A 17,660-nucleotide genomic window follows, 5' to 3' on the forward strand; every position below is an offset into this window, starting at 1 on the left:
TAATGAATATTAAGTTGATAGATGTAAAAGTACTGACTCAAAAAAATTTTTTCCTTTATCAAATTGATTTTGTTGAATTCTCTAGCAAAGAAGTCTCTTTTATTATAGGAAAAAGCGGCGTAGGGAAATCAACACTTTTAAATATACTCGCAGGTGAACATCCTTATTTTACGGGAGAATTTGTTCTAGATGAAAAAAAAGTCTGTTTAGATACGAGGAAAAAATTAATATCGTATAGGCGGAGCATAGGTTATGTTCACCAAGATTTTCAACTAATTGAATGGTTAAGTGCGTATGAAAATATTGCTTATCCCTTAAAAATCAAAAAAATTCCTAGTCAGATTATCAAAAAACAGGTTGAGAAACTAGCTGTGGAGTTAAAAATTACAGAGTTACTATACACGAGAATCTCTCTTCTTTCAGGAGGAGAGAAACAACGGGTTGCTATTGCTAGGGCAATTATAAAAAATCCTGAACTTATTTTGGCAGATGAACCTACAGGAAATTTAGATCCAGATACATCAAAAAAAATAATGAATATTTTATACCGTGTAAGTAATAAGTATAATATCCCTCTAATCGTGGTTACACATGACTATGATCAGATTCCATCAATAAAGAAGAAGATTTACGAAATAACAGAAAAAAAATTGAATGAAGTTATAGAGGTGGAGAATTGACTATAAATAGGTCTAATTACTTATTAAAAATAAAATCAATCAGTAAATATTTCTATTTTTCAATGTTTATTAACTTATGGATTACTGTGTTTGTCCGATTATATTTTTATGTCTATTTATTTAAAAAGAGCCAAGAAAAGGATGCTCAAAACATCTCTCCAATTTTCCATTTGTTTAATAATGATACTTCAGAGGAATTAACTTTCTTGTTAGCAATGCTGGAAGTGAGTTTGTTAATATTAATAATTGCATTATTTTTATTTTTTATTTTTTACATAGTTATGCAATTAAAGAGAGAATTCTTGTTGTCACAACAAGAATTACAAATAAAAACATCCCTCGGGTGTAGTCCGCTACAATTGACTAAAGAGTTTTGTTTAAAATTATTAACGGGTACATGGATAGGAAGTGGTATAGGGATATCTATAACAAGTATTTCATATTTCTATCTGTATGACTTTTTAATCGATACTCGTGCTCAAGTTTTTTTAATTACTCCTTTCAATTTTTTCTTATTCTATGATTTGAAACTATTTTTAGGAGTACTTATTTTTTGTGGAATTCAATTTATTTTTGTATATCGAAAAGTAATATCTAAATATTTCAAAATAGGGGGAAGATATGTTTAAAAGGATAAGACAAACAGAAATAAAGGATTGTGGACCAGCTTGTTTAGCAACCATCGTAAACCTTTCTGGTGGGAAGTTATCTCTGGTGACAGCTAAAGAATTAACAAAAACAAGTGAATCTGGGACTACGATTCAAGGAATACTGGATGGCTCAAGGAAATTAAACTTAAATCCTGAAGGGCTTGAAGGTAATTGGGCTGAATTAATTGAAGGTATACAAAATAATGAAATACATCTGCCTTTTATAGCACATATCATTACAAAATCAGGTTTAGCTCATTTTGTAGTAGTGGAAGCTATAAATAACAAGCATATCAAAATTTTTGACCCAGCTCTGGGGATTTTAAAACAAGAATTAAAAGATTTTCAATCTACTTGGACAGGAAGAATAGTGAACTTTAATATAGATAAAATAAAAAATTCTGTTCCTAAGATGAAAAATCACAATTTTTATTATGAGAGCTTAAAGCAAGAAAAAGGAACCTTGAGCATTGTTTTATTTTTTTCAATCATAATGGCATTAATTTCTTTTATAGGAAGCTTCTCTTACCAAAAATTTATAGATACTTTTATATTACAGACAGAAAAAAGCGTGCAGAAAATACATACATATAACTTTTTTGAAAAAATCTATCTAAATATACTTGATAATTTTAATTATTTATTTATGGCTATCATTTTGTTATATCTATTTCAATGGATTTTAGGAATAGTACGTACGTTGTTTATAGCTAAAATGTCAAAGCGTATGAATGATAGCTTGTTCTCAGTTTTTTTGAATAAGCTTATAAATATGGAGATAGTTAACTTAAAAAGTAAAAACAGTGGAGAAGTGCTGACAAGATATAATATAGCTACGCAAGTACAATCAATATTGACTAGACTAGTACTATCGCTGTTTTTGGAATTTTTTATAGCATTAGCAGGTGGAGCTATCTTATTTGTTATAAGTAAAGAACTTTTTAGTATTACCTTAGGAATATTTTTTAGTTATTTATTAATTACTATATTGTTTATTAAGCCTTTAAATAAAGTTAATACTAAAATTATAGACATAAATTCAAGAACAATTACTTCATTAAATGAGATTTTAAATGGATATGAGACAGTTAAAGTTTTTCAATTAGAAAATTTTTTTACTAGAAAATTTTTAAAAAATGCAAAAAAACTGACTTCTCAAGAAAAAATTAGTGTAATTTATCAGAACGTACAATCTAGTATCATTATTTTGATTGAATCAGTAGGCACACTTTGTGTATTATGGCAAGGGGGGATATTAGTAATTAATGGAGGTATAAGTATTGGGCTACTAATAGCCTATATATCACTGATAACTTATTTTACTTCACCAGTAAAAAACATCATTGAATATCAAAAAGAGATACAAAACGTAGTTGTTATGGTTAGAAAGTTAAATGATATCATTCATGTGACAAAAGAAGAAACTGAATCTATCGCAAAACAAATAGACTTCAATAATTCAAAAAAATTATCTGTAAAGAAACTTCGATTTTCTTACGGAGCTACTTCTTATGTTTTGAAAGATTTTTCAGAAGAATTTTATTTTGGAAAAACATATGGTATCTACGGTAAAAATGGCAGTGGCAAAAGCACTTTAAGTAATATCTTAGCATCACTTTATAAACCAGACCAAGGACATATATACCTTGGTAACAACGATATTTTCAATAATATAAGTTCCTATAGAAAAGACGTTATCCAGATAACGAGCAGACCGTTTATAATGGCTGGAACAGTAAAAGAAAATCTGTTCTTAGAAGCTGATTCATTTGATGATGAATATATTTATGATATTTTAAAAAATATAGGATTGGAAGAAGTAATAAATTCCTTTCCTTTAGGATTAGATACAGTAATAGCAGAGGGTGGAATTAATTTATCAAGTGGACAAAAACAAAAAATAAATTTGGCTAGAGCATTGTTAAGGAAGCCAAAAATACTTATTTTAGATGAGGCCATGAGTAATTTGGATCAGAGCAGTAAAAGGAAAATATTAGAATATATCAGAGATACATTACCAAAGAGTTTAAGGATATATATAGCTCATGACGAAAAATCTTTAGATTTTGTGGATGAGAAAATTATATTGAATTGAACTGTTTAATTTTATGTAAATAGTTATCTGATAATTAGTAGTAAGAGATTCAATGAATAATTGTATCTCCAGAGGAAAGTATCCTCTGGAGATTTTTATCTTTAATAAAAATAGCAATGATGTCAAAAAATAGTCGATTTCACTAAGTGACGAATTATGGGTGGTACAAATACTGCTGGAAATAGTTGTTAACTTCAAGGGCATCTTCTTTATTTTTTGAAAGAATTAAGATGGTATCATCCCCAGCGATGCAGCCCAAGATATGAGGGTTGTGGATACGTATGCGATCAATTAAAACCCCAATGGCTTGCCCGTTGCCAGGTAAGACGGTTAAAAGATTTGTGAACTCTATTTGTGTTAAAGAAACACCAGTTTCAATAATAATGTCAACAAGACGTTCTTCATCTGTTTTATATTTTGGACGAAGGGCAGAATTATTCAAGATACGGTAATAGGCTTCTCCTTGACCATTGTCTACTTTGTTTAAATTCAGCTCACGAATGTCACGAGAAATAGTTGCTTGTGTGGTGTGAATATTTTCTTTCTCCAATAATGCTAGTAATTCACTTTGTGTATGGATTTCATTTTCTGTGACCAATCGCTTAATCATCGTTTGGCGTTTTAATCGGTTCATTACTTTCCTCCAGTTCAGTTAATCATGCAAAAAAACATCATTGCTGTTATTTAAAACGGTGCCAGTAATTCCCTAAAATCACTGTACAACGTTTTACTAAATTGTGCAAGTCTCACTTTTTTAAATGAGAAATATCCGGCAAAATCAATGAGAACCTTTTAGCTAAACGACCCTTTTTCTATTCTAATTAGAGAGATTCTGCTAGTATTGCTTTGTAAATGTCTGGAGGAAGGGTGTTATTTGTGAATAAGCAAACACGCCAAAGTTTGATTAAAGAAATCATTCAAACAACTGTAATTCATAGTCAAAATGAGTTGTTAAGAGAATTAAAAAAGCGCGAGATAAATGTCGCACAAGCAACGATTTCACGGGATTTATGGGAATTAAAAGTCGTCAAAGCATTAGATGAGTCTGGCGAGATGCGGTTAAGGATTTTTGAACAATTCACTTCTTTAGAAGAACGAAAAAAAGAACAGTTGATACAAGCAATTCGTGAGGTAGTGACCAAAGTTGAACGTGTCGCCTTTTTACTAGTGGTTCATACATTACCAGACAACGCAACATTGTTTTCAGCTGTACTTGATGAAGTGTCTTTGTGTGAAAAGAAATGTTCTGTCGCTGGCTTCGACACTGTTATTATTGTTTCATCATCCGAAGAAAAAGCACAAGAACTAGAGCAGTATTTTCAACAATTTATTCAGCCAACACCTTTGTCAAAAAGTAACGCATAAAAGGAAGTGAGCCAGAAGTCGTTTTGACTTCTGGCTCACTTCCTTTTACCTCTATAAGATTATAACTTTATGAAGTGTGTGGAGAAATAATTTTTTTTGAATAAATGCATTTTTTTTTATTTAATTATGCATTATTTTTTTAGAATATCTATGAAAGCGCATTCTTTTAGGCTGGAAATATGCATAAGAAAGAATACCGTTGTATATTTGGTATTTTGTTTGGCTAATGGCTCACGTCCTAGGTTATTCAGGTCTGTTATTCTGTGTTTGTAATTAAGTTGAGGAGGTTATTTCACATGAGTCATCCAATTAATGTATTTTCTGAAATCGGGAAATTGAAAACAGTGATGTTACATCGTCCAGGTAAGGAATTAGAAAATTTAATGCCAGATTATCTGGAAAGATTGTTGTTTGATGATATTCCGTTTTTAGAAAAAGCACAAGCAGAACATGATGCATTTGCAGATTTGTTACGATCAAAAGATATCGAAGTAGTCTATTTAGAGGACTTAGCTGCTGAAGCGTTGATTAATGAAGAGGTCCGCCGACAATTTATTGACCAATTCTTAGAAGAAGCCAATATTCGCAGCGAATCAGCAAAAGAAAAAGTTAGAGAGTTAATGTTAGAAATTGACGACAACGAAGAACTTATTCAAAAAGCGATTGCAGGCATTCAAAAACAAGAATTACCTAAATATGAGCAAGAATTTTTAACAGATATGGTTGAAGCGGATTATCCATTCATTATTGATCCAATGCCTAACTTATACTTCACACGGGATAACTTTGCGACAATGGGCCACGGGATTTCTTTAAATCATATGTATTCAGTGACTCGACAACGGGAAACTATTTTTGGGCAATACATTTTTGATTATCATCCTCGTTTTGCTGGAAAAGAGGTTCCTAGAGTCTATGATCGTTCAGAATCAACCAGAATTGAAGGTGGCGATGAATTAATTCTTTCAAAAGAAGTGGTGGCCATTGGGATTTCTCAAAGAACGGATGCCGCGTCAATTGAAAAAATTGCGAGAAATATTTTTGAGCAAAAATTAGGGTTCAAAAATATCTTGGCTTTTGATATCGGTGAACATCGTAAATTCATGCATTTAGATACTGTTTTTACCATGATTGACTATGATAAATTTACGATTCATCCAGAAATCGAAGGTGGTTTGGTTGTTTACTCGATCACTGAAAAAGCAGATGGAGACATCCAAATTACAAAAGAAAAAGATACATTAGATAACATTTTATGCAAATACTTGCATTTAGACAATGTCCAATTAATCCGTTGCGGCGCTGGAAATTTAACAGCAGCAGCCCGTGAACAATGGAACGACGGCTCAAATACATTAGCAATTGCCCCTGGAGAAGTTGTTGTTTACGATCGGAATACGATTACGAATAAAGCGCTAGAAGAAGCAGGCGTGAAATTGAATTACATTCCAGGAAGTGAACTAGTACGTGGCCGAGGTGGCCCTCGTTGTATGAGCATGCCACTTTATCGTGAAGATCTTTAAAAAAACACCCAAAAATAGGAGGAATCATCATGAATTCAGTATTTCAAGGACGTAGTTTATTAGCAGAAAAAGATTTTACAAGAGCAGAATTAGAGTATTTGGTCGACTTCAGTATTCACTTAAAAGAATTGAAGAAAAAAGGGATTCCACATCACTATTTAGAAGGAAAAAATATCGCTCTTTTATTTGAAAAAACTTCGACACGGACACGCTCTGCATTTACTACAGCAGCGATTGATTTAGGGGCCCATCCTGAGTATTTAGGCGCCAACGATATTCAATTAGGTAAAAAAGAATCTGTTGAAGATACAGCGATTGTTTTAGGTAGTATGTTTGACGGGATTGAATTCCGTGGGTTCAGTCAAGAAGTAGTGGAAGATTTAGCGAAATATTCTGGCGTTCCTGTTTGGAATGGTTTAACGGATCAATGGCATCCAACACAAATGATTGCGGACTTTATGACAGTGAAAGAAAACTTTGGTCGTTTAGAAGGAATCACTTTAGTATATGTCGGCGATGGCCGTAACAACATGGCAAACAGCTTGTTAGTGACAGGTGCTATTTTAGGCGTAAATGTTCGCATTTGTGCACCAAAAGAATTGTTCCCTTCTGATGAAGTTGTTAATTATGCAAAAGAGTTTGCGAAAGAATCTGGTGCAGAATTAATGATCACAGACGACGTTGCTAAAGGGGTTAAAGGAGCCAACGTATTATATACAGACGTTTGGGTGTCTATGGGTGAAGAAGATAAATTTGAAGAACGTGTCAATCTGTTGAAACCTTATCAAATTAATATGGCTATGTTAGAAAAAACAGAAAACATGGATGGCGATTTAATCGTATTACACTGTTTACCAGCCTTTCACGATACGAAAACACAATACGGAGAAATGGTTGCTGAAAAATTTGGCATTACTGAAATGGAAATTACGGATGAAGTCTTCCGCAGTAAATATGGTCGTCAATTTGAAGAAGCAGAAAACAGAATGCATTCCATTAAAGCAATCATGGCAGCTACTTTAGGCAACTTATTCATTCCTCGTGTGTAGGAATTAACTGCAAAAACATTGAAAAAAGAATAATTGTTTCGCCCTTTAAGAGATTCTTTTGAAGGGCGGCCTATTCTTTATTATGATAGGAAAGAAGGATTTGTAATGGGGAAAAAAATGGTCGTTGCACTAGGCGGAAATGCCATCCTTTCAAATGATGCTAGCGCACATGCACAACAGCAAGCATTAGTTCAAACATCTGCCTATTTAGTTCATTTAATTAAACAAGGGCATCGGTTGATTGTTTCACATGGCAATGGTCCACAAGTCGGTAATCTATTATTGCAACAACAAGCAGCTGATTCTGAAAAAAATCCAGCGATGCCGTTAGATACATGTGTTGCTATGACACAAGGCAGTATCGGCTACTGGTTGTCCAATGCACTTAATCAAGAATTAAACAAAGCAGGCATCAAGAAACAAGTGGCTACTGTTTTAACACAGGTGGTGGTGGATCCAGCAGATGAGGCATTCAAAAATCCAACAAAACCGATCGGTCCATTTTTAACAGAAGCTGAAGCCAAAGAAGCAATGCAAGCAGGTGCTATTTTTAAAGAAGATGCAGGACGTGGCTGGCGCAAAGTCGTTCCCAGTCCTAAGCCAATTGACATCCACGAGGCTGAGACTATTAATACCTTAATAAAAAATGATATAATTACTATTTCATGTGGGGGTGGCGGCATCCCTGTCGTAGGACAAGCATTAACAGGCGTCGAAGCAGTAATCGATAAAGATTTTGCTTCTGAAAAACTAGCAGAATTAGTGGATGCGGATGCACTAGTTATTTTAACTGGCGTGGATTATGTGTGCATTAATTATGGCAAACCAGATGAAAAACAATTAACCAATGTCACTGTAGCAGAGTTGGAAGAATACAAACAAGCGGGCCATTTTGCACCAGGTAGTATGTTACCGAAAATTGAAGCCGCCATTCAGTTTGTAGAAAGCCAACCTAATAAACAAGCAATTATTACTTCTTTGGAAAACTTAGGAAGTATGAGCGGCGATGAAATCGTAGGAACGGTTGTGACAAAATAAAGTATAGTATTTAGGAGAATTAAGATGATGATAGAGAAAATAATCACTAAAAATAATCAAGATTTTCAATACTTTTCTGAATCAGAACTAACAGAATTGCGCAACGAGAGTTTCGTTCGCTCCTATAAAAAAGGCCAAGTTCTTTTTTATCCAGGTGACCCGAGAAATCATTTGATTTTATTGGTTTCAGGTGTCATTAAAATTGAAAAAAATGATCGCAGTGGTAATTTTTCCTATCTGCATTTTATGAAAAAGCAGGCGCTTTTTCCGAGAATCGGACTGTTTCAAGATGAGGTTCATTACGACTCTGCGATTGCCTATACGGATATTGAGGTTGTGTTTGTGCCAGTTAAACTATTTGAGCGTTTTCTCCAAAATAATCCCCAGCAATTGATTCATTGGATTCAAGAACAATCGATCCTTTTAAAAGAAAGCATGATAAAAATCCAAAAAGGAACAACCAATGATGCATGTGAACGGATTGTGACATCACTGGCGATGTTATTAAATGATTTAGGAGAACGAATTGACAACAGAGAACGCGTTGCAATTGCTTGTCCAATTACCATTAATGACATTGCACGGATGAGTGGAACCACGCGGGAAACAGCAAGCAGTGTTATGAAAAAATTAGTCCAAATGAACCGTATTAGCTACAGTCATAAATTCTTAACTTTTCTAGATACGCCATTCTTTATTGATCGATTGAGTAATTAATCATAGAGAAGGGAGATACAGGAAAGTAGGTTCCTGTATGAAAGGATATGGCAGAAAAAAAGAAGAAAAACAAAAAACAGCTTTCGTCTTTTAGTATTTTATTTATTATTTTAATTGTTTTAGGTATCGTAACGGTCTTGCTAAATGGCCAGCCATTTACCCCAAGAGAAATTGACGGCAAAATGGTTGACCACGTGGTAGGAGCAAAATTATCGGATATTATCATGGCTCCATTCAATGGGTTTAAAGATGCCATTGAAATTAATATTTTTATTTTAGTACTCGGTGGCTTTTTAAATATTGTGACACAAACTGGGGCTCTTGAAGCAGGCATTCAATCAGTCGTTAAAAAGTTAAAAGGGAACGAATTGAAAATCATTCCGATTTTAATGATTTTATTTTCTATTGGTGGTTCGACTTATGGAATGGCAGAAGAAACAATTCCTTTTTATGGTTTATTAAGTGCCACCATGGTCGCCGCTGGTTTTGATACGTTTGTCGCAGTGGGTACTGTGCTATTGGGTGCAGGATCAGGTGTTATCGGTTCAACGGTTAACCCCTTCTCAACAGGGGTAGCGATGGACGCGTTACGAGGTATTGGCATTCAACCGAATACAGGAATTATTTTAATTGTCGGTGCCATTTTGTGGGTGGCCTCTATCAGCTATTCTATTTTCATTGTGATGCGTTATGCGAAAAAAGTGAAGGCTGACAAAGGTTCAACAATTTTATCTTTACAAGAACAAGAGGATATGGAAAAAACGTATGGACAAGCAGCGTCGAAAGAAATGCCCTTTACGAATCGTCATAAAAAAATCTTAATGGTATTCGCTTTCTGTTTTGTCATTATGATTGTTTCCTTAATTCCATGGAACGACTTTGGAGTGACGATTTTCAAAGGATGGACGTCTGTTTTAACAGGCAACAGTTTCGGTGACTGGTACTTTGGCGACTTAGCGATGTGGTTCTTCCTTTTAGGGATCATTGCTGCCTTGATTGGTCGCTTTACTGAAAAAGAAACCATTGAAGCATTTATCGATGGTGCCAAAGATATGTTATCCGTTGTTTTAATCATTGTAGTTGCTCGTGGGGCATCTGTTTTGATGTCTAAAACGTATTTAGATTCATTTATCCTTGATAAAGCGGCAGGCTTATTACAAGGGCTTTCCCCAGTCTTATTTGTCATCGGTGCCTTTGTTTTATACTTAGGTTTATCTTTCCTAATTCCTTCAACTTCTGGCTTAGCGTACGTTTCCATTCCTGTAATGGGTGCGTTAGCTAAAAACATTGGTTTAAGTCCAGAAGTGATGGTTATGATTTTTGCTTCAGGTTGTGGCTTGATTAATTTGATCACGCCAACATCTGGTGTCGTAATGGGTGGTTTGGAAATTTCCAAAGTTCAATATGCCACTTGGACCAAATTCATGGCCAAACCAATGATTGTCTTAGGCTTAATTAACCTAATTATCTTAATTGGCGCGATGTTACTCTTTAGCTAATCAAAAATTTTTTATGTTAGGGCTTCGGCTTTCGGAAAAAAGAAGAAGCAATGAAACAACAGCGACTACCTAAAAGTAGTCGCTGTTGTTTCATGTTGATAATTGTTGAATTAACAATCTTGCAACAGCGCGGACAGAAAAAGGATTTTGCCCAGTGATTATACGGCCATCTTGATACGCAAATTCTTTATAGGGGCGTTTCTTCGCAAAAGTAGCACCATGTTCTTTGGCAATTGTTTCGTTTAAGAAAGGAACAACTGCTTTTTTCATGGCTAAAATTTCTTCTGCCGTAGTGAAGCCAGTAATGGTTTTATCTGCAATCAAATAATTTCCTGATGCATCTTTGACATTTAAAAGACCAGCAATTCCGTGACAAACAGAAGTTAGGTATTTGCCCTGTTCGTAAAGGCTGCGAGTGATTGCTTGCAACTGAGGATTATCAGGAAAGTCCCACATAACGCCATGGCCTCCTGTAAAGTAAATTGCTGCGTATTCATCTGGCTCAATTTCTTCAAGAGAGAGGGAATGCGCTAGCGCTCGTTCTTGAAAATCAGCACTTTCGTAAACCGCCATAATGGATGAATCTACATATTTCATACTCCGGGGGTCCAAGGGGACATAGCCTCCTTGGGGACTAACATAGTCAACTGAAAATCCTGCTTTGGTTACTTCTTCCACGAACTCCGTGGCTTCACCAAGCCAGAGGCCAGTCGGTTCTTCGGTGCCGTGATAACGAGAAACGTTTGTAAGGACTATGAGAATTTTTTTCATGCTTGCTTCCTCCCTGGCATAATCGACGTAATGTGGGTCAATAGTTGTTGGAGTTGCTTAATTTTGGTGATATCGTGAGAAAGTGAGTAATAATTTTTAGTTCCTTCACTGCGACAATCAATTAATTTGGCTTGTTTCAAAATTTTTAAGTGGTGAGAAACCGCGGGCCGTGAGAGCTGTGTCGCCTCTGTTAACTCAGTGACACGACGGCCAACACAGGCTTGGTCTTCTAGCAGTGCAATAATAATTGCTTGACGTTTTTCATCACCCAACGCGATTAAAAAATCACTAAGCGCAGTAAATTCTGTTTGAATTTCTTCTAACTCTTTCATATTTTCCCGCCTCTTTGGTTCGTATTTTTAAACGATTAAACCATTTTTCGTGTTTTTTGTCAATGAAATACGCTGAGGGCTGAAACTTGACGTGGATTCCATTCTTCGTTAAGATACTAATTGATTAAAGGTTTAAACTTTTAAACCAATAAAAGTGATAGAAAGAGAGGAAAGATTCAATGATGAAAGCCGCTTTAATTCATAAATACGGGCAAAAAGAATTAGCAATCGAGGAGGTGCCCTTACCCACCATTCATGACAATGATGTTTTGGTCAAAATTATCGCTGCCAGTATTAACCCGATTGATTTAAAAACAAAAGATGGCAAAGTAAAGATGCTTTTAAATTATCAAATGCCACTGATTTTAGGCAGTGATTTTGCTGGGATTGTTGTCTCTGTTGGAAAAAATGTTCAAAATTTTAGGCTGGGCGATGCAGTTTACGGACGAGTACCCAAAAATCGCGTGGGAACTTTTGCTGAATATATTGCAGTGGATCAAGCGGCTGTAGCTATGAAGCCGAAAAATTTGACGTTTGAAGAAGCTGCGGCCATTCCATTAGTCGGTTTGACAAGTTATCAAGCGCTACATGATATTATGCATGTGCAGCCAGACGAGAAAGTCCTGATTCAAGCAGGTTCAGGAGGGATTGGAACCATTGCAATTCAATTAGCAAAACTAGCAGGCGCTTACGTTGCTACCACAACGAGTAGTAAAAATAAAGAATGGGTTCAAGCGTTGGGAGCAGATGAAGTGATTGACTATCGGACGCAAAATTTTGAAGAAGTTTTATCCGACTACGATTATGTGTTTGATACAATGGGCGGCACAATCTTAGAAAAAGCTTTCTCAGTGGTTAAACCTCAGGGAAAAGTCGTTACATTGTCAGGCATTCCCAACGAACGTTTTGCTAAAGAGTATGGCTTGCCTCTTTGGAAACAATGGGCCTTTAAAATAGCCACTCGCAAGATTCATCGCTTGGAGCAAGCCACAGATGTTAGTTATCATTTTTTGTTTATGCGTCCAGATGGCGAACAATTAGCTTTACTCACTGAGTTCATTGAACAGGGAAAATTGCAGCCGATTATTGACCGAGTCGTTCCTTTTAGCCAAATTCAAGAAGCGGTGGATTATTCACTGACAGGACGAGCGCAAGGGAAAATTGTTGTGAGAATCGCCGATGTTGATCACGACTAAGTAAAGGAGCCTTGAAAGAAAAATAGTCCTGTTTTCCTTGCAAGGCTCAAAGTTTACCATTTAAACGCCGCCTAACCAAAGTGATTTTAGACGGGGAAAGATTTTTATAGAAAATCCTCATTTTTCCAGTTTCTATTTTGCAAATTCGTTATTTTTTGTTATTCTATTGATGGTTGTGTATGCGCTTTCTTTTTTGGCGGATACACAAAAATGAACGGAGTGCAGAAAGGAATGGTGTTCAAAGTGGGGAACGATTTATCGACAAGAAGAGGAGAAAACAGAGAAACAGTAGTCAGTTGGCTGGGTCTTTCGTTATTGGTTGGTTTGGCATTTATTTTATTTAGTCTGTTTCATCAACCAATGGTCAGCCAAGCAAATGAGCCGACCCAAGAGAAACATTTTATGGTTTATTATCGGGCCTGGCGTGACAAAACGATGCAAGGGGTTAATACAATATTGCCAGATGAAAATTGGCTAACGATGCACGATATTCCTTATGGTATTGACATTGTGAATGTCTTTAGTTATGTGCCAAAAGGACAAGAAGCACTTGCACAGCCATTTTATGATACGTTAAAAAATGAGTATGCGCCAGCACTGCATGCACGAGGTGTTCGTTTAGTTCGTGGGATTGATTACAGCGAACTATTAAAAGTTCCTTATGCAGGAACAACGCCTACAGAAGCAGAATTTGATGCTTATGCGAAAGAGTTGTTAACCAAATTTGTCGATGATTTAGGAATTGATGGGTTAGATATTGACATGGAAACTCGTCCAAGTGAAAAAGATATTGTTCTATCTAATGGTGTCATTCGTGCATTATCAAAATACATTGGACCGAAGTCGGGAACGGATCGTCCATTTTTGTATGATACCAATGCAGAATATTTACCACCTTTACAAGATGTCAGTGACTGTTTCGATTTTCTCGCGTATCAACAGTATGGTAGCGATGACCAACGCACGCAACGAGCATTAAATAATTTAAGTCCGGTTCTCAATGGGGAACGATTTGTTCCAGGATTAACTTTCCCAGAAGAGCAAGATCGCAACCGCTGGTATGACACAAAAGAGCCGTATATGGAAAGTAACATGTATAAAGTAGCTCGTTATTCTTATGAAAATAATTTAGGGGGCATGTTCCTCTATGCCTTAGATCGCGATGGTCGCACCTATAATGAAGACGATTTAAATCAGATAAAACCTTCCAATTTACTTTGGACAAAAACGGCCATTGCAGAGAGTAAAGGCGTTTCTCTTGCAGAGATGAAAGCGGCTGCGCAACACTATTTAAAACGAATTAGCTACGCCAACACAGACCTTGAAGCACAAAATAAAGCCGCAGAAGCAGTGACACAAGCAACAACGCTTTATGATGTGAATAAAGCCATTTTAGGTGGCGATTATGGCCAAGGGATTTCAAATACCTATGATGCTGAATTAGAAAACGGCTTATTAGCCATTGACCTAACCACTTTATATCATGCGTTGGATCAAGCAGTTACAGCAATTGAAAAGGCAGAAAACTATACACCGGAAACGATTCAAGCACTACAAACAACAAAAGAGACAGTCGCAAAAGAACTTGCAGGAAAAATGTATACAGCCGCGCAAGTGACTACTTGGCAAACGGAGGTCCAAACAGCTTTGGATAATTTAAAAGAGAAACAAACACAACCTTTAAAAAGTGTCTTTTCCATTGATGCGGGAAGAAAATATTTTTCCGTGGAACAACTGGAAGAATTAGTGGCCAAAGCCAGTCAAAATGGGTACACAGATGTCCAATTAATTTTAGGTAATGATGGCTTACGGTTTATCTTGGATGATATGTCGGTCAATGTGAATGGTAAAAAATACAACCACAACCGGGTTTCAAAAGCAATCCAACGAGGCAACAACGCGTATTACAATGATCCTAATGGCAACGCGTTAACACAAAAAGAAATGGATCGGTTGTTGGCTTTTGCGAAAGCGCGCAACATCAACATCATTCCCGTGATTAACAGTCCAGGACATATGGATGCGTTGTTAGTGGCTATGGAAAAACTAGCGATTAAAAATCCCGCTTTTGATGGCTCAAAACGAACAGTAGACTTAGGGAACCAAAAGGCAGTGAATTTCACAAAGGCGATTATCAGTAAGTACGTGGCTTATTTTTCCGCGCATAGTGAAATTTTCAATTTTGGTGGCGATGAGTATGCAAATGATGTCGACACAGGCGGCTGGGCAAAACTGCAATCTTCTGGGCGCTACAAAGATTTTGTCGCTTATGCGAATGATTTAGCTAAAATAATTAAAGATGCGGGCATGCAGCCAATGAGCTTTAATGATGGCATTTATTACAACAGCGACGATTCTTTCGGTACATTTGACCCAGAGATTATTATTTCTTATTGGACAGCCGGTTGGAGTGGGTATGACGTAGCCAAACCTGAGTACTTTGTTCAAAAAGGACACAAAATTTTTAATACCAATGATGCGTGGTATTGGGTAGCTGGCAATGTTGATTCTGGCATTTATCAATATGATGATGCTTTAGCAAATATGTCGAAAAAAGCATTTACAGATGTGCCAGCAGGTAGCCCGAATCTTCCAATTATTGGAAGTATTCAATGTGTTTGGTATGATGACCCTCGTCGTGACTATGATTTTGAACGAATTTATACGCTAATGGATACGTTCTCGGAAAATTATCGTGAGTATATGGTTGTTAAATAAAACTAGTTAAAGCCAACGAGTTATCTATAAAGACTGATCCTGGGACAAAAATCACTTTGGATTTTTGTCCCAGGATCAAAACCTGATAAACGGCGGGAACAGAACCAACACTACGCGTTGCTCCGATCTCAACAACTTCTAAGGTGTTTTCTCGACTTGCGTCTCGTCACAGTCCAGCCTTCAAAAGAGCTACAGCTCTAAGAGTTGCGATGTTTCACTGTGAAGCATGAACAGATGAAATCATCGTACCTACTTGGTGAAGGTCCTTCGGAAATAAGCCGAAATTGTTGAGAATCACGAAGAACGTAGTGATTCGATGATGAACAATACCTACTTGGTCTCCAAAAATTAAAGAACACCGGGTAGGTATCATGCAACATCAACTCGTACCTCGTTGTGTTTTATGACAATTTTCGGAAATTTCTTCTTATTTCTCGGAGCTAAACGGTTCTTTCCCGACCTCAGCCTTCTTTAACTGAAGAAGATTTGTTTGAGTGCCAACAATCAATTTAGGAATGCCTTATTGAAATGTTCCTGTTCTTATTGTAGACTGAAAGAAGTGGTGGTGGAAAGCTATCACCACTAATAGAAAAGCAGGAAAATAAAAAGGAGCTTGTTGGAAGTTTAATGTTTGAAAATGTAAGCGGAATCATTTTTGTTGGAATGCTAAAAAAGGAGTAGAGTTATGAGTAATGAAAATATCGTCTTAGCAAGAAATACAGAGCGTGCACCAAAGCATCCTCTCGCAGCCCAAACAGTCGCATTTTCCCACTATAATCATTTGTCGGCACAGTTACCTATTGAGCCAACCTCTGGACAATTGGTAGAAGGTGGCATTCGAGCCCAAGCGACACAATGTTTGAAAAATATCCAAGCGGTTGTTGAAAGTATCAACCATGTGATGAGTGACATTGTCAGAATGACCATTTTTGTCAAAGATATGCGGGATGTGGCCGTAGTTGAGGAGGTCTATGTGGCCTTTTTTACCCATTATTATCCAGCTAAAACAGTGGTCGCCGTCGCAGATTTGCCGTTAGGCGCTTCCGTTCAAATGGAGGCACTTGTTTAAATGGGGAAGGAACTATCCCTAATGCACCTCAAGCTGGGGATTTAATTAAATTAACAAATCAGACTGTTCAGGCACCAATTGATGCTCTAGCCAGTCAAACGGTCGCGTTTTCTCACTATAACAATCTGTCTGCACAATTGCCTATAGATCCTCAAACGGGTAGAGTTGTGGCTGGCTGTGTTAAAACGCAAACCAAACAATGTTTGAAAAACATAAAAGCCATTTTAACCAGTATTGATGTGCCTTTTGATGATATCGTGAAGGTCAACATTTACTTAAAAGATTTATCTAAGCTGGAAGCTGTCAATCAAGTTTATGCCGCTTTTTTCCCTGATTCAGGAATTGCGCGTACGGTCAATTACATGCCAGCACGAACAGTGATTGCTGTTGCTGATTTACCAATGGGCGCGGCGGTTCAAGTAGAAGCGGTGGTTTCTCATGGTGATGGTACGCCACCACAAGCGATTGAAGATCGACATGGGTTGATTATTGAAGCAAATAATACAGATCACGCACCGAAGTGCCCGTTTGCGACACAAACCGTTGCTTTTTCTCATTATAACCATCTATCAGCTCAGCTACCATTGAATCCTAAAACAAATGCGTTAGTCGTTGGCGGAATCAAGGAACAAACGACGCAATGTTTAGAAAACATCAAAGCGATTATCGAAAGTGTGGGTCACAGCCTAGCTGATTTGGTGAAAGTGAACATTTTTGTGAAAGAGATTGAAGAGCTGGCTATAGTGGATGACGTCTACCAAACATACTTCCCTGAAGGCACGCCTGCCAGAAGAGTGATTGGCGTGACGGATTTACCAAAAGGTGCCCAGATTCAAATCGAAGCGATTGCTGGGAACGCAGAAGGTACGCCACCAATTGGCTAAACAGTAAAATAAACGAGGTCGGGACAGAAGCGTTTAACTCCGAGAAATAAGAAGGAATTTTCGAAAATTGTTCT

At 36.7% G+C, this 17,660-nt stretch carries 14 protein-coding genes and 1 pseudogene; 12 read left to right on the forward strand and 3 right to left on the reverse strand.

From position 1 onward, the window contains the following. The first annotated feature begins 2 nt into the window (after nt 1-2). From IGI87_RS00505 to IGI87_RS00515, 3 genes are read left to right on the forward strand one after another with little or no spacing between them, the layout of a single operon-like run. The gene (locus tag IGI87_RS00505; protein ID WP_104854655.1) at nt 3-680 is read left to right on the forward strand and encodes an ABC transporter ATP-binding protein; all 678 of its coding nucleotides are present in this window, start codon (nt 3-5) and stop codon (nt 678-680) included. Next, nucleotides 677-1,309, forward strand: coding sequence for a hypothetical protein (locus IGI87_RS00510; RefSeq protein ID WP_241690088.1), 633 nt, complete (start codon nt 677-679; stop codon nt 1,307-1,309). The genes IGI87_RS00505 and IGI87_RS00510 overlap by 4 nt, the downstream gene beginning before the upstream one ends. Further along, entirely contained in the window at nt 1,302-3,425 is a 2,124-nt protein-coding gene (locus tag IGI87_RS00515) for a peptidase domain-containing ABC transporter (protein ID WP_438736015.1), read from the forward strand. Before IGI87_RS00510 ends, IGI87_RS00515 begins: the two co-directional genes overlap by 8 nt. Nucleotides 3,426-3,579: 154 nt before the next feature. On the opposite strand, the gene IGI87_RS00520 is transcribed toward IGI87_RS00515, so the two are convergent. Beyond that, nucleotides 3,580-4,059 carry an arginine repressor gene (locus IGI87_RS00520; RefSeq protein WP_002356125.1) on the reverse strand — a complete coding sequence of 160 codons (480 nt, stop codon included), beginning with the start codon at nt 4,057-4,059 and terminating at the stop codon, nt 3,580-3,582. Nucleotides 4,060-4,277: 218 nt separating this feature from the next. Between IGI87_RS00520 and IGI87_RS00525 the strand changes: the two genes are divergently transcribed. From IGI87_RS00525 to IGI87_RS00550, 6 genes are all read left to right on the forward strand, one after another. Next, entirely contained in the window at nt 4,278-4,790 is a 513-nt protein-coding gene (locus IGI87_RS00525; protein WP_431449323.1) for an arginine repressor, read from the forward strand. Between the two features lie 296 nt (nt 4,791-5,086). After that, nucleotides 5,087-6,313, forward strand: a complete 1,227-nt coding sequence (gene arcA, locus IGI87_RS00530) for an arginine deiminase (protein ID WP_368552929.1) — start codon at nt 5,087-5,089, stop codon at nt 6,311-6,313. Nucleotides 6,314-6,339: 26 nt separating this feature from the next. Beyond that, the gene (argF, locus tag IGI87_RS00535) at nt 6,340-7,362 is read left to right on the forward strand and encodes an ornithine carbamoyltransferase (protein ID WP_160747730.1); all 1,023 of its coding nucleotides are present in this window, start codon (nt 6,340-6,342) and stop codon (nt 7,360-7,362) included. A 105-nt stretch (nt 7,363-7,467) separates the two neighbouring features. Next, nucleotides 7,468-8,400, forward strand: coding sequence for a carbamate kinase (arcC, locus tag IGI87_RS00540; RefSeq protein ID WP_280211750.1), 933 nt, complete (start codon nt 7,468-7,470; stop codon nt 8,398-8,400). A 24-nt stretch (nt 8,401-8,424) separates the two neighbouring features. Further along, on the forward strand, nt 8,425-9,117 hold the full coding sequence (locus tag IGI87_RS00545) for a Crp/Fnr family transcriptional regulator (protein ID WP_104854651.1): 693 nt from the start codon (nt 8,425-8,427) through the stop codon (nt 9,115-9,117). A 47-nt stretch (nt 9,118-9,164) separates the two neighbouring features. Further along, nucleotides 9,165-10,616, forward strand: coding sequence for a YfcC family protein (locus tag IGI87_RS00550; RefSeq protein WP_104854650.1), 1,452 nt, complete (start codon nt 9,165-9,167; stop codon nt 10,614-10,616). A gap of 90 nt (nt 10,617-10,706) precedes the next feature. Here the strand turns inward: IGI87_RS00550 and IGI87_RS00555 are convergent, their stop codons facing one another. Both IGI87_RS00555 and IGI87_RS00560 read right to left on the reverse strand, forming a co-directional pair. Further along, nucleotides 10,707-11,387 (reverse strand): type 1 glutamine amidotransferase domain-containing protein, encoded by a 681-nt coding sequence (locus IGI87_RS00555; protein ID WP_104854649.1) that lies wholly within the window; start codon nt 11,385-11,387, stop codon nt 10,707-10,709. Further along, nucleotides 11,384-11,719 (reverse strand): ArsR/SmtB family transcription factor, encoded by a 336-nt coding sequence (locus IGI87_RS00560; RefSeq protein WP_104854648.1) that lies wholly within the window; start codon nt 11,717-11,719, stop codon nt 11,384-11,386. The genes IGI87_RS00555 and IGI87_RS00560 overlap by 4 nt, the downstream gene beginning before the upstream one ends. A gap of 179 nt (nt 11,720-11,898) precedes the next feature. Between IGI87_RS00560 and IGI87_RS00565 the strand changes: the two genes are divergently transcribed. The 3 genes and pseudogenes from IGI87_RS00565 (at nt 11,899) to IGI87_RS00575 (ending at nt 17,586) form a co-directional block, all read left to right on the forward strand. Next, the gene (locus IGI87_RS00565; protein ID WP_438736017.1) at nt 11,899-12,915 is read left to right on the forward strand and encodes an NADP-dependent oxidoreductase; all 1,017 of its coding nucleotides are present in this window, start codon (nt 11,899-11,901) and stop codon (nt 12,913-12,915) included. Between the two features lie 210 nt (nt 12,916-13,125). Beyond that, nucleotides 13,126-15,633: an EndoS/ChiA family endoglycosidase gene (locus IGI87_RS00570; RefSeq protein WP_438736019.1), complete on the forward strand. Its 2,508-nt coding sequence runs from the start codon at nt 13,126-13,128 to the stop codon at nt 15,631-15,633. Between the two features lie 685 nt (nt 15,634-16,318). After that, nucleotides 16,319-17,586, forward strand: a pseudogene (locus tag IGI87_RS00575) (RidA family protein). Nucleotides 17,587-17,660 lie beyond the last annotated feature (74 nt).

Origin of the sequence: Enterococcus sp. DIV1444a, assembly GCF_051712125.1 — a bacterium.
Classification (GTDB): domain Bacteria; phylum Bacillota; class Bacilli; order Lactobacillales; family Enterococcaceae; genus Enterococcus; species Enterococcus faecalis.

Coding starts and splice junctions, on each gene's coding strand:
- IGI87_RS00505 (WP_104854655.1), top strand. CDS start 3: ATGAATATTAAGTTGATAGATGTAAAAGTACTGACTCAAAAAAATTTT.
- IGI87_RS00515 (WP_438736015.1), top strand. CDS start 1,302: ATGTTTAAAAGGATAAGACAAACAGAAATAAAGGATTGTGGACCAGCT.
- IGI87_RS00520 (WP_002356125.1), bottom strand. CDS start 4,059: ATGAACCGATTAAAACGCCAAACGATGATTAAGCGATTGGTCACAGAA.
- IGI87_RS00525 (WP_431449323.1), top strand. CDS start 4,278: ATGTCTGGAGGAAGGGTGTTATTTGTGAATAAGCAAACACGCCAAAGT.
- arcA (WP_368552929.1), top strand. CDS start 5,087: ATGAGTCATCCAATTAATGTATTTTCTGAAATCGGGAAATTGAAAACA.
- arcC (WP_280211750.1), top strand. CDS start 7,468: ATGGGGAAAAAAATGGTCGTTGCACTAGGCGGAAATGCCATCCTTTCA.
- IGI87_RS00545 (WP_104854651.1), top strand. CDS start 8,425: ATGATGATAGAGAAAATAATCACTAAAAATAATCAAGATTTTCAATAC.
- IGI87_RS00550 (WP_104854650.1), top strand. CDS start 9,165: ATGGCAGAAAAAAAGAAGAAAAACAAAAAACAGCTTTCGTCTTTTAGT.
- IGI87_RS00555 (WP_104854649.1), bottom strand. CDS start 11,387: ATGAAAAAAATTCTCATAGTCCTTACAAACGTTTCTCGTTATCACGGC.
- IGI87_RS00560 (WP_104854648.1), bottom strand. CDS start 11,719: ATGAAAGAGTTAGAAGAAATTCAAACAGAATTTACTGCGCTTAGTGAT.
- IGI87_RS00565 (WP_438736017.1), top strand. CDS start 11,899: ATGATGAAAGCCGCTTTAATTCATAAATACGGGCAAAAAGAATTAGCA.
- IGI87_RS00570 (WP_438736019.1), top strand. CDS start 13,126: ATGAACGGAGTGCAGAAAGGAATGGTGTTCAAAGTGGGGAACGATTTA.